Below are 12752 nucleotides of genomic sequence, written 5' to 3'. Positions count from 1 at the left end.
GACGGGATGCGTACATGGCCGGACACGCCGTCGCCCGCCGATTGGTCACCAGCGGTTGTGCGCTGACCCGCACCACCGAGTGGGCGGCGTCGCGATGGGGCACGGCGTACTTCTTGCCCGCGCTGTTCGCAGACCGTGTCACGCACCTCGGTGGGATTGACAAGCGTTTTTTCGCAGAGCAATTGGCGCAGTGCCGCTCGTTCCGTGACGGCTCCTGGGCGGGGCATTGGCAGGCTATCGCCGCCGACCACGCCGGCGTCGCCGACGCGGCCCTGGCCCGGCTCGGCGGGCCCACCGTCGCGCAGATGCTCGCCGGCCCGGTCGACACGTCCGCACTGGGTGAGCTGCTCACCCCCGCCGTGTCGATCCTGGCCGACCGGGGGCCGGTGGCGTCACCGGACGCCGTGACGACGTTCCGACTGCACAGCGGCGCCGCGGGCGATGACGCCGCGATCGCGGTGGATGCGCTCATCAAGGTGGTCACGTACAAGTTCGCGGCGGCGTGGCCGGGCTGGACACCGCAGCGACTGAAGGCGCACGCGCAGTCACGGCGGCTGTGCGATGTCCTCACCGAGGCATTGGCCCCGGCGATGGGTCTGAGCATCGAGCACCTACGGGTCCCCGTCCCCGGCGGTGACGTCGTGGAGGGCGCCGCGGTGTTCCCGCTCGGTGTCCGTGGTTCGCCGACCGTGTTGTGCGCCAAGGGACTTGAGGGCGTCGTGGCCGAGACCCTGCTGCCGTGGCTGAAGTTCCGCGGGCACGGCCTGGGGATGTTCATCATGGAGATGCCGGGCACCTACACCTACCGGCAACCGCTGACCGTCGCCGCGGAGAACGTGTATCGCGCGGTCATCGACCGGCTGGCGGCCGACCCCCGCGTCGACGCAGACCGGATCGGCATGCTGGGGCTCAGTTTCGGCGCATACTGGGCGGCCCGGATGGCCGCCGCCGATCCGCGTCTGCGCGCCGTCGTCGCCAACGGGGCGCCGGCGGACCGCACGTTCCGGCCGTCGGGAGCCTTCGGCACCCCCGAGATCATGATGTGGACGATGGCGAACACCACGCACGCCCGCAGCACCGCCGACCTGCTGACCAAGCTGCGGGCGCTGTCGCTGAAGGACCTTTACCCGCGAATGACCGCACCGCTGTTGGTGATCAACGGCGATTCCGACACGCTTGCGAGTACCCGGGACTCGATCGACATCGCGACGTACGCCCCCAACGCACTGCTCAAGCTCTACCCGGGCGACGACCACTGCGCGATGGGACACGCACGGCAGTGGTGGGATCTGGCCGTCCGGTTCTTGGCCGACCAGCTTGGCGCTGTGTGAAGCTCGACAGAGGATCTCCCGCCGGTCGGCTCCTGCGGCCCGGGAATAGGTGGCCCGACGTGTGAGGTAGTTAGGGGGTAGGCCGGGTACAGAGGGAGCAGTCATGGACAAACAGGCGTTCGACGAGATGAACCGCGCGGTGATCGACGAGTTCCGCGCCACCGGCGGCAAGGCCGGCGGCATCTTCGAGGGCAAGCCGCTGGTGCTGGTGCACCACTTCGGCGCCAAGTCGGGCACCGAGCGCATCGCGCCGCTGGTGCCGCTGCTCGACGACGGCCGCATCTTCGTCTTCGCCAGCAAGGGTGGCGCCGACACCCATCCGGACTGGTACCGCAACCTGGTGGCGCACCCCGACGTCACCGTCGAGCTGGGCACCGAGACGTTCCGGGCCACCGCGCGGCCGCTGCAGGGGGCCGAACGCGATGAGATCTACGCCAAGCAGGTCGCGGTCGAACCGCAGTTCGGGGACTATCAGCGCAGCACGACGCGGGTCATCCCCGTCGTCGAATTGGTGCGGGCGAGCTGATCAGATCCGCCACAACGACTCCTGCGCGACGCTGGCCACCAGCGTCCCGTGCTCGTCGACGATCGATCCTCGGGCGAGGCCTCGGGCGTCGTTGTGGCTGACCGCTTCGGCGTCGTAGAGATGCCACTGGTGCGGGTCGAAGGGGCGGTGTAGCCACACCGCGTGGTCGAGGCTGGCGGCCCCGCCGGGGCCCGGCAGTTGCGCCTTACCCGGAGGGCGGGCCACCGCCACCAGGCCCACGTCGGAGATGAAGGTCAGCGCGCACGCCCGCAACAGTGGATCGTCCTCGACCGGCTGGCGGCTGCGGAACCACATCGGCTGGACCGGCCAGTCGTCCATGCCATCGCGGGCGGTGAGCACCTCGAAGTGATCGGCCCACCGCTCCGGTAGCCGGGTCGCCTTGGTGACCTCTGACCGCGCGATGGTCGGCTGCCGGCTCCGCTGCCAGTCGGCGGTCGGCTCGGATCGATGGAACGAGACCAGCATCTCGAAGATGGCGACGCCGTCCTGGCTCGCCGTCACCCGTCGCGTGTTGAACGACTTACCGTCACGGGTGCGCTCGACGACGTACTCCACGTCGACCCCGACGCGGCCGCCCTTGATGAAGTACGCGTGCAGCGACTGCGGCAACCTCGCGGATTCCACGGTCGCCCCGGCAGCGGCCAGGGCCTGCGCGGCGATCAACCCGCCGAAGAGACGGTTCCCGGCACCGAAAGACGCTGTGCTACAAAAGGTCTCTCCATCACCGTCGAGGCTTACGAGATCCGCGATCCAGCTCGGCATGGCCCTCCATCGGTGACAGGTGAATGCGCAGCGCGGCCGGACGGGGCGTCGATCACGCGGCTGACACATGGTAGAGGGTCCACCCGGAGCCGATTCGAACCGGCGCCGCGATGCGGTGGGATTTGGTGATTCGGCACTGTCCGGCTAACGCCAGGGCTACCCTCAGGCTGAAGTGGGAGGGGGTCCCGTGTCGGCACAGCAACGCGTCGGGTGGGTCGCCGGTGTGGCGGTGTCGGCGGGCATCGGAGCCGCGGTGCTGCTCGGGGGCACCGGTACAGCGACCGCAGATGCGCCCTCGTCGGCGTCGGACACCGGGGATCCCAGCAGCGGGGCCGCGGAACGCGGCGACACCGACCAGGACGCGGTCACCGCATCGGCTGAGTCGGTCGACGCTGACCAAGACCCGAGCGATGACGAAGACCCACGCGATGACGTTGCCGGGCAGACGGTCTCGTCAGCGTCGTCGGGTGAGGAAACCGACGAGATCGCCGACGCCGACGAGGAGGCCGCCGCCGCGGAGGAAACCGAGAGCGAGGGCACCGACAGCGGCGACCCCGCGCCGGCGCAGACCCAGGCCGTCGCGGCGCTGATGTCGTCCGCGCGGCGCGGATCCTCGGAGCCCGGCGAGGCCGCCGCTGAGGTGCCGAACTCCGCACCCAGCGTGACAACGTCGGTGGGCGTGCCCGACCCGCTCAGCGGCGTCACGAATATCGCGGTGACCGGCCTCGATCCGGACGGCGACCAGCTGCGCTACACCGCGGCCAGACCCACGTTCGGACGCGTCACCGGCGACGGCACCGGCGCGTTCACCTACACACCGACGTCCTTCTCTCGGCTGCTGGCGCGGTTCGTGCCGTTCGTCCGGTCCGACCGCTTCGCGGTGACGGTCAGCGACGGACGCGGCGGCGTCACCTCGTCGACGGTGAACCTGACGATTGTGCCGCTCAACAGCGCACCGAGGGCCCGCGCCACCACGGTCAACACACCGGTGCAGGCGACCGGCGTGGTGACCGGGAAAGCCAATGCGACCGACCCGAACTGGGATCGTCTCACGTTCGTGGCGTCGACGGTCGACACCGCCAGGGGCCGTGTCACCGTGAACGGCAACGGCACGTTCATCTACACCCCCACGGCGGCGGCCCGCCACAGCGCCGCGGCCACCGCCGCGTCGACGGCCGACCGCACCGACACCTTCCGCGTCGCGGTCGCCGACGCCTACGGCGCAGTCACCGAAATCCCGGTCACGGTGACGATCAGCCCGGCCAACGTGGCGCCGACCGCCACTGCCGGTGTGCAGAACCCCGATGTGGCAACCGGATTGGTCACGGGAACGGTGATCGGAACCGACGCCGACGGCGACAACCTGACCTACAGCGGCCCGACCGCCACCACCAAGGGGACGGTTGCGGTGGCCGCCGACGGCGCCATCACCTACCGGCCCAACGAGATTGCCCGACGAATCGCCGCCTCGGTGTACTCCACCCCCGCGTCGCGATCCGATACTTTCGGGGTCACGGTGACCGACGGGCACGGCGGCAGCACCACCGTGACCGTCAGCGTCGCGATCGCTCCCGACACCCAGTCGCCGGCCGCCGTGCCGCCGTCCACGTTCTGCGGGTGCACGCTGATGCCGGCAGACACCATCTTCCATGCCGACATCCGCGGCCTGCCAACACTTTCCGAATCGAACTCGTGGATCGAGCTCCTCGGTGGCGGTCGCGGCGCCACCATGGCGGCCCGCTGGGGCGGCTCCGAGTGGATGGGAAGCACTGCCGGCATCCCGGTCAACGTCGTCGCAGCCGACCACCCGACGGAGGACGTCGTGTTCAACCGCGGCTACTCGACCACAGGGCCCGGCATCGACGACCGGCCGTATGCGATTCCCGATCGCCCGCTGGTGGAGGGCATGCCGTCGTATCCCGCCTGGGACCGGCACCTGTTCGTGTTCCAGGAAGGCACCTGCATCTCGCAGGAGTTGATCAACGTCGCCAACGGCGTCGAACTGCCCGGCGCGGGGATCCTGGACATCCTCGGCAACGCCGTCTACCGGTCGATCTGGGGCTCTTCGTGGATTGCGCAGGGCGGGGTGCACTACGACATGAACTCGGGCCTGTACCCCGCCATCGGATACGCCAACGCCTCGCAGCTTCCCCAGGTGCCGATGATGTTGCGCCCCGACGAGATCGAACGGGGATACGTCGACCACATGCTGGGCATGACCATCGCCAAAGACCTCGGCGCGGGCTACGTCTGGCCGGCGCGCGCGGGGGACGGGAGCGGTGCCGATGGTGTTCCGATGGGGATGGTGTTCCGGCTGCGCGAGGACGTCGACCTCAGCGGGTACGCCGAATCGACACAGGCGGTGCTGCGCGCGCTCCAGGTGCATGGGGCCGTCATCTACGACTCGAGTGGCCCCGGCGGCGAAGGCCTGAATCTCGCGGGCATGAGCAACGGGTGGGAGGGCACCGACTTCCAAGTGATGCAGCGTGAGCTGAGCACGATCCCGGTGCAGTGGTTCGAGGCCGTCGACGTGGTGGGCCTCGCCGCCGACCCCGCCGTCGGCTGGCAGGTCAAATGACTGATCAGGGTGCCGTCGGATCCCCGCCGAGGATCATCCCGGTGGTGGAGTTGGTGCGGGTGAGCTGACCGGACGGCCGGTGTCGCGCCGCCCGTACAGTGCCAGCAGCGTGATGAAGCCGCGGGGCGGAACACCGGGCGGTGGATATCCTGCGCGGCAGAAGTCGAGCGCCTTGGTCAGCATTCTCGGGCCTGACATGTCTACCTCCCGCCACTCGAGCGTGACGCCGACGTTCCCCGCCGCGGTGGTCGTCAAACCTCCGAATCCGCGTCGCCGCCGGCGGGCTTGATGGCGATGAGCTCGCCGGGGGCATAGGTCAGTTGGTACAGGTTTCCGTCGGGCCCGGCCGCCAGGACGACGGTGGTGCCCGCGGCGGGATCGAAGGTCTGTACGTCGCCGCAGGCCGTGTAGTCCGGTGTGCACGTGAGGACTTTGATCCAGCCCTGGACCAAGTCGGCGATGAACACCTTGCCCTGGTACACGGCCACAGACGTGATGGCCGCGCCGCTGCCCCGCGTGTAGGTGAAGACCGGATCGGTCTTGCCGGTGCACGCGCTCGTGCAGAGGCCTTCGGAGCTCGGCCAGCCGTAGTTGCCGCCGGCGGTGACGAGGTTGACTTCCTCGAAGGACGCGGCGCCCACGTCGGCGACCAGCAGCTGTCCGGTGGGGGTGAAGGTGAGCCGGAACGGGTTGCGCAGACCGTAGGCGTAGATGTGCGTACGGGCGCCGTTGATCACCGGATTGTCGACCGGGACACTGCCGTCGGTGTTCAGCCGCAGGATCTTGCCGTGGATGTTGCCGAGGTTCTGCGCGTTCGCGCCGGTGGCGTTGTCGCCGACGCCCCAGTACAGCGCGCCGTCGGGCCCGAATCCGAGCGCGCCGCCGTGGTGGTTGGGCGCCGCGGCCAGCGTCGACACCAGCAGATCCGTGTCGAATATGGCCGTGTTGCCGTTGACGATGAAGCGTGACAACGTGTTCCGGGTCGTCTCGGCATCGATGTAGGCCACGTAGATCCGGCCGTTGGTCCCGAAGGCCGGGTCGACGGCGAGCCCTTCGATACCGCGCTCGGATTCGGTGCGCACCGCCAGCGTGATCAGTGGATCCTCGTGCAGCACACCGTCTTCGACGATACGGATCGCGCCGGCCTTCTCGGCGACGAGGATGCGGCCGTCGGGTAGGAAGCGGAAGTCCACCGGCGAATTGAGGCCGGACACGACCGTGGCCCGTTCGTATCCGATGAAGACGGTCTGGGTGCTGCGGTGTCCGCTACTGCCGAGCAGTCCGAAGGTGAACAGGTTGAGCAGGCCTGCTGCGCCGTGGATGTGGAAGCCGCTGCGCGCGTCGCTGACCGTGACCTGGAAGCTGTCCTGCCCGCTGTAACTCTCGCCCGGCGTGTAGAGGAACGTGCCGTCGGTGTCGACGACGACCGATCCGTGCCCGGGTGTGGTCGCGGTGTATGTCAGCCGGGTCGAGTCGGGATCGTCGGGGTGCAGGTCGCCGAGGACACTGCCCGCGACCAGGGTGTTCTCGGAAGGCCGGTGATCCAACGTCGGCGTCTTGTTGGCGAAGAGCTTCTCGAAGAAGCTGGGTTCCTCGGCTTCCTCGGCTTCCTCGATCTCCGCGGCTTCCCCGACTTCCTCGGGTTCGGCGGCCGCCGCCTGCGTGCTCTCGCTGGATGTATCGCGGTCCCGGGACGCGTCGTCGTCGGCCGCAGTGTCCTGGTCCGATTCCTCGACCTGAGCGGACTCGTCTGCTGTCTCCGATTCCTCGGTCTCCTCAGTTTCCTCTGCCGCCTCAGCGGCCTCCTCGGCCTCATCCTCGGTGGCGGTCTCGTCGTCCGACACCGTCGGACCCGGGTCGGTGGTCTCCGACTCCGACGATGCCGACGTACTCACCGACGGTGGACTCGACTCCGGTGTCTCCGCCGAGGCCACGGCGGTTCCGGTGAGGACGGCGCCGCCGACCCCGAGAGCAAACGCCAGTGCACCGACGCGCCCCACGTGACGGGCATGCCCGCGGATGTTCGCGATGGCTTCCGAATCCCCCATGTCGTCTCCTCGGGCAAGGACACCGTCGGCTGTGTGCGCGATGTCACCGACTAGCCGAACTCTATTCCCCACATGGACTGACCACGGTGTTTTCGCCGAGGCGTCATCGTTTTCCCGCCCTGAGGCCGGCCGACCGTGCAGCGAATTCGCGCTGGTGACCACGCGTGATTGCTCGGCGGAGGGAGCAGTGTCAGTGGCGCAGTACATGTGCGCAAACATCACACCCGTACGGTTGCCGAGACGGTGTCAGAAAATCCCATCCTTGGATTCAGCAAACCTCCCGCTGTAGACTCGCGGTGGCTCGCGGGGGGAATTCGGGGGACCCCGCGGGAGCGAAGGGGGACGATATGGGCAAGTGTGGCATCAAGGCTGCGGTCACCGCGGCGGCGACCGCGGGAGTGGCGCTGGCGGGCGCCGCCGCGATCGGCGTCGCGCCGACCCTGTCGGTCAGTCCTCAGTTGACGGCCTCGCTGCACTATGTCCGCGGCACCAACATCGGCTACCTGCCCACCGAGCAGGAGTTCGAGCACTTCATCGACGTCGTGATCGACGGCACGGAGGTGACGCCGCCGGACTCGCCGTACGAGCAGATCCTCTACAACGCCGGCTTCTGGCCGTTCTCCCGCGGCGGTTTCGCAGATCCGACCTTCAACAAGGCTGTCAGTCAGGGCGTCGAGTCGCTCGAGGCGGAGCAGCTCGCCGCCGGTGACATGATCTTCGGCTTCTCCCATGGCGCGGTCGTCGCTTCTCGGTACAAGGCGACGCACACCGGCAACACCTACATCCTGGTGGGCAACCCGAGTCGCCCCAACGGTGGAATCATGCAGCGGTTCAAGGGCATCACGGTCCCGATCGTGGACTTCACCTTCAGCGGGGCCACACCGGACAACGGCGATCTGACCTATGACGTCGTCCGGCAGTACGACGGCTGGGCCGACTTCCCGACCTACCTGTGGAACCCGATCGCGGTCGCGAATGCCGTCGTGGGAATCCTGTTGGTACACGGCAACACTCAGTTCGAACTGACCGCGGCCGACCTGGAGGCGGCGAAAGCCACGGGTGATCCGGACTACTACCAGTTCGACGCGGATTCCAACACCCACTACTACGTGGTCAAGACCTACCCGGTGCCGCTGCTGATGCCGGTGGCGTGGCTGCCCGACCCGATCATCGCCGCATTGGACGCCCCGCTGCGCTGGTTCATCGAACTCGCCTACGACCGAAGCGATTACAGCGAACCCACCCGCGCCAAGTTCTTCGCGCCGCTCAAGCCTCTCGGCGCGGTCGACGTGCCGGCCGACGAGGCCGAGACCGTCGAGTCCGACACCGTCGTCCCCGACTCCTCGGCCGACGTCGCCGACGGAGACGCTCAATTGAGCCGCGCCGACGACGTCGCCGTGGACGGTGAGGTTGCCGTCGACGAGGTCGAGGTCGGAGGCGCTGAGCCTGAAGACAGTGAGGTCGCGGACGCCCAGGACAGTGAGGTCGCGGACGCCGAGGGCAGTGAGGTCGAGGACGCCAAGGCGACCGAACCCGCCGTCGCCGAAGAGGTTTCCGAGGAGCTCGAGGTTCCCGACGAACCCGCCGGCGAGGACGATGTCCAGGCTTCCGGCGAGGACACTCCCGCGCCCGACGAGACCACCGACAGCGCGTAAGAACGTCCGCCGATTTCGCCGGGATCAGTAGGGCGGGCCAAGACGATCGCGAAGGACTTCCGGACGCCACGGCGTTGATCGCCGGCCGCGCGGCCGGTTGACTTTCCGTCATGACCACAGTGCTCATCACAGGATGTTCGTCCGGCTACGGCCTCGCGACAGCTCACCGTTTCCTCGACGAAGGCTGGAACGTCGTCGCCACCATGCGAACTCCGCGCCAGGATGTACTGCCCCCCTCGGACCGGCTGCGGGTGATCGCGCTCGACGTGACCCGGCCTGACAGCATCGCGGCCGCGGTGGCGGCCGCCGGGCCGATCGATGTGCTCGTCAACAACGCCGGCATCGGCGCGGTGGGCGCCTTCGAGGCGACGCCGATGCAGACCGTGCGAGAGCTGTTCGACACCAACACCTTCGGGGTGATGGCGATGACGCAGGCCGTGGTGCCGCAGATGCGGGCGCGGCGCTCGGGCGTCGTCGTCAACGTCACGTCCAGCGTCACCCTGGCGGCGATGCCGCTGGCGGCCGCCTACACGGCCAGTAAGGCCGCGATCGAAGGCTTCACCGGTTCGTTGGCGTTGGAACTCGGCTTCTTCGGGGTGCGGGCAAAGCTCGTGGAGCCCGGCTACGGTCCGGGGACGCAGTTCGCCAGCAACGGTTCTCACCGGATGGCCGACCTGATCCCCGACGAGTACCAGGATTTCGCCGCGCCGATCATGGAGTCGTTCGGATCACCCGCTGCGGTGACCACCCCGGACGATGTCGCCGAGGTCGTCTATCTGGCGGCGACGGACGCCTCCGACCGGCTCCGGTATGCCGCCGGGGCCGACGCCGTCGCCCTGGCCCAGTAGTCGCCGAAATTGCATTCCAGCAGCAAAAGTTCGAGTGCGGGCCTGCTGGAATGCAATTTCGGCGGAGCGTGGGAGGACGCGCAGGAGCTCGACACCCATTAGCGTCTGGGTGTGGGCGACACAGATCCGATGGAAGTGCTGATGAGCCTGCTGCGACCGGAAGCGGTGCTGTCGAAGGTCATCACCGGCGGCGGCCGATGGAGCGTGCGCAAGCCCCGCTACGGCGACCCGGCCTTCTGCCTGATGCTGGAGGGCAGCTGCGTCCTCGACGCCGACGGTCTCGACCCGCTCGAACTGCGTCAGGGCGACTTCCTGCTGCTGCCGCAGACCCCGGAATTCACCCTCGGCGCCGGCGGGGACGTCGCCCCGACGTTCGCCGGGCTCGACCACTCCCGCCACACCCGACACGGCGGCGAATCCGAGCCGGTCACCATGCGCATGCTCGGCGGTTACTTCAGATTCGACGCGGCCAACGCGCCGCTGCTGGTCGCGCTGCTGCCCCCGCTCATACTGGTGCGAGCCGACCAACCGGGCGCGCAGCGGCTGCACCGCCTCGTCGAGTTGATCACCGGGGAAGCCGACGCCGACGGCGCCTGCCGCGACATCATCCTGCAACGCCTCGTCGAGGTGCTCCTGATCGAGGCGATGCGGGTGCACACCGCCGCCGACCTCGGCGGCGCGCAGCGCGGGCTGATCGCCGGGCTGGCCGACCCCGTGCTCGCTCCCGCGCTGATGGAACTGCACGCCGACGTCACGCACGGCTGGACCGTCGAGCAGCTGGCCCGCGTCGCCTCGGTGTCACGGGCGGTGTTCGCTCAAAGATTCACGCGCACAATGGGAATGCCACCCATGCAGTATCTGCTGGAATGGCGGGTGGCGCTGGCCAAGGAGCTGCTGCGCACGGAGCGGCCGGCGATCGCGCAGCTGGCCCAGCGCGTCGGCTACCAGTCGGCGACGGCGTTCACGACCGCGTTCACCCGGGTGGCGGGATGCTCACCCACCGAATTCGCCCGGACGTCGGGCTACGTCGGCGACACCGGTTGACGCCGCGCTACGGCTTCTCCCGTAGCCGCACCAAACGGGTCGTCGAACTCTCGTCGAGTTCCACCACGTCCAGGCGGGACCGCAGGAAATCGCTGAAGGACTTGAACCCCAGCGACTTCTCGCTGAACGACGGATCCATGCGCTTCATCTGCGCCTTGACCGCCGAGTTGTGCAGCCACTCCACGTCCTCCTTCTCCAAACCGATGCGCAGCGCGCGGGTCAGCAGACCGGTCGCGGCCACCTGAGGGTCCGGCGAGTCGGGTTCCTCCGCCGTCTCGGCCACCTCGGCAGCCTTGGCCCGACTCGTGCGGCGCTTCGGCGCCGGCTTCTCGTCGGCGACCGGTGGGGGCTCCATCACCGGGATCCCGGGCAGCGCGTCATAGGTGACGAACTCGTCGCACGCGGCGGCCAGCATCCGGCTCGACGACCCGGCCACCCCGATCCCCACCACATACCGGCCGAGGCGCTTGCAGCGCTGTGCCAGCGCGATGTAGTCGGAGTCGCCCCCGACGATGACGACGTGGGTCAGATCGGGCAACCGGAACATGTCCTCGACCGCGTCGACGGCCAGGCGGATGTCGGCACCGTTCTTCCCGTAGGCGGCAGCCGGGAACAACTGCACCAGGTCGACGGCGCGTTGGACCAGTTGTCCCCGGTAGCCGGCGTTGATCTCGACCGACCAGTCGGCGTAGGCGCGGGTCAGCACCAACGTCCCGAACGACGACGCGAAGTCGATGATGGCGCCGACGTCGACGGTGGCCCGGGCGACGCGTTCCGCCCAGTCGTCGGGGCCCTTGGCCTTGTCGCGCTGGAAGGAGTTGCGACCGTTCACCTGGTCATACCGGGAGATCACGATGTTGTCGAAGTCGAGGTACACGGCAACGCGGGCGGCACCGGAATCGGTCATGCACCTCAGTCTGGCTGATGAACGGCCAGGTGAACCCCCCGGTGCAGCCGGAGGGCCCGACGGCTGGCTGTGCGGTGACGACCCGTCGCGGTAATGTCGAGGGCCAGTCGAGGGAAGATTGGTAGTTGTTCATGGACCTAGTGCTCGGGTTGTCGATGACGGCGTCATCGATCCGCTGGGTCCTCGTCGACGGTGCGACCGGTGAAGAGAGCGTCACCATCGACCGCGGCTCCGTCCCCGTCGACGACGCCTTCCAGGCCGACGCCCTGCTGGACCGGCTGCTCGGCCGGCCGGTGCACGCGATCGGCCTGACCTGGACCGTCGAGGCTGAGCGCACCGCCAGCGCGGTGTGGCAGGGCCTGACCGACCGCGGGGTCGAGAACGTCATCGCCGTCTCCGACGTGGAGTCCGCCGAAGCCCTGGCCTGCGGGATCGCCGACCTGGCGGGCTGCGAACGGGTGGTGGTCGGGCTCGCCGAGCCCGGCACCTCGGTGATCGCCGCCGTGACACCCGACGGGGTGACGGCCGACCGGGTCGATCCCGCCGCCCTCACCGACGTCGACGGGTTCGACCCCGACGCGATCTTCGTGCTCGGCTCCGGCGACGTCGCCGGCGTGGTGTCCGCGCTCGAGCAGCGCAGCACGGTCCCCGTCGTCTCCGCCGACGAGGCCGACCTTGCCCTGGCCAGGGGAGCGGCGCTGGCGTCGGCCTCCGCGGTGTCGATCCTCGACGCCCAGGCCACACCCGCCCGGCGCAGGCTGTCCCCGACGGCCACGCTAGCCTCGGTGCTGGCCACGGCGGTCGTGACGTTCGTCGTGTCCCTGTCGGTGGCGTTGGGGATGACGCTGACACCCGACAGCCCGGCCCCGCAGATGGCGCGTGCGGTGACGGAGCCGACCCCCGAACCGGTCGAGAAGCCGGTCGTGAAGCCGGCGCCGGTCAAGGCCGCACCGCCGGAGCCGGAAGCCGCGCCACCGCCGCCCGCCGCTCCGCCGGTGGCCGAGCCGGTCGCCGTCGAGATCCCGGCACCGG

General features: G+C 69.0%; 11 protein-coding genes. 7 read left to right on the top strand and 4 right to left on the bottom strand.

Annotation, left to right across the window (positions count from 1 at the left end):
* The first annotated feature begins 14 nt into the window (after positions 1–14).
* Positions 15–1331, top strand: a complete 1317-nt coding sequence (locus tag BN976_RS01725) for an alpha/beta hydrolase family protein (RefSeq protein WP_036367432.1) — start codon at positions 15–17, stop codon at positions 1329–1331.
* A gap of 103 nt (positions 1332–1434) precedes the next feature.
* Positions 1435–1857 (top strand): nitroreductase family deazaflavin-dependent oxidoreductase, encoded by a 423-nt coding sequence (locus tag BN976_RS01720; protein ID WP_011778280.1) that lies wholly within the window; start codon positions 1435–1437, stop codon positions 1855–1857.
* Here BN976_RS01720 and BN976_RS01715 read toward each other — a convergent pair whose 3' ends face one another.
* Positions 1858–2640 (bottom strand): acyl-CoA thioesterase, encoded by a 783-nt coding sequence (locus BN976_RS01715; RefSeq protein WP_036367430.1) that lies wholly within the window; start codon positions 2638–2640, stop codon positions 1858–1860.
* Between the two features lie 187 nt (positions 2641–2827).
* Here BN976_RS01715 and BN976_RS31920 point away from each other — a divergent pair, with 187 nt between their 5' ends.
* A complete protein-coding gene (locus tag BN976_RS31920; protein ID WP_051558249.1) occupies positions 2828–5218 on the top strand; it encodes a cadherin-like domain-containing protein in 2391 nt (796 codons plus the stop codon).
* Between the two features lie 33 nt (positions 5219–5251).
* On the opposite strand, the gene BN976_RS33715 is transcribed toward BN976_RS31920, so the two are convergent.
* Both BN976_RS33715 and BN976_RS01705 read right to left on the bottom strand, forming a co-directional pair.
* Positions 5252–5416, bottom strand: a complete 165-nt coding sequence (locus BN976_RS33715) for a hypothetical protein (RefSeq protein WP_158013659.1) — start codon at positions 5414–5416, stop codon at positions 5252–5254.
* Positions 5417–5469: 53 nt separating this feature from the next.
* Positions 5470–7266 (bottom strand): PQQ-dependent sugar dehydrogenase, encoded by a 1797-nt coding sequence (locus BN976_RS01705; RefSeq protein WP_036367426.1) that lies wholly within the window; start codon positions 7264–7266, stop codon positions 5470–5472.
* Between the two features lie 347 nt (positions 7267–7613).
* Between BN976_RS01705 and BN976_RS01700 the strand changes: the two genes are divergently transcribed.
* The 3 genes from BN976_RS01700 (at position 7614) to BN976_RS01690 (ending at position 10813) form a co-directional block, all read left to right on the top strand.
* Positions 7614–8921, top strand: coding sequence for a PE-PPE domain-containing protein (locus BN976_RS01700; protein ID WP_036367425.1), 1308 nt, complete (start codon positions 7614–7616; stop codon positions 8919–8921).
* A 110-nt stretch (positions 8922–9031) separates the two neighbouring features.
* Positions 9032–9769, top strand: a complete 738-nt coding sequence (locus tag BN976_RS01695; protein WP_011778285.1) for an SDR family NAD(P)-dependent oxidoreductase — start codon at positions 9032–9034, stop codon at positions 9767–9769.
* A gap of 111 nt (positions 9770–9880) precedes the next feature.
* Positions 9881–10813 carry an AraC family transcriptional regulator gene (locus BN976_RS01690; RefSeq protein ID WP_413231280.1) on the top strand — a complete coding sequence of 311 codons (933 nt, stop codon included), beginning with the start codon at positions 9881–9883 and terminating at the stop codon, positions 10811–10813.
* 7 nt (positions 10814–10820) lie between these two features.
* Here the strand turns inward: BN976_RS01690 and BN976_RS01685 are convergent, their stop codons facing one another.
* A complete protein-coding gene (locus BN976_RS01685) occupies positions 10821–11720 on the bottom strand; it encodes an NYN domain-containing protein (RefSeq protein WP_011778287.1) in 900 nt (299 codons plus the stop codon).
* Between the two features lie 131 nt (positions 11721–11851).
* On the opposite strand from BN976_RS01685, the gene BN976_RS01680 reads away from it, so the two are divergent.
* A partial coding sequence (locus tag BN976_RS01680; RefSeq protein ID WP_036367423.1) for a DUF7159 family protein occupies positions 11852–12752 on the top strand: 901 nt, incomplete at its 3' end.

Source organism: Mycolicibacterium austroafricanum, from assembly GCF_000612725.1.
GTDB classification, from domain to species: Bacteria; Actinomycetota; Actinomycetes; order Mycobacteriales; family Mycobacteriaceae; genus Mycobacterium; species Mycobacterium austroafricanum.
Note: the sequence above shows the minus strand (reverse complement) of the source record. Positions and strands in the feature narration are given on the sequence as shown.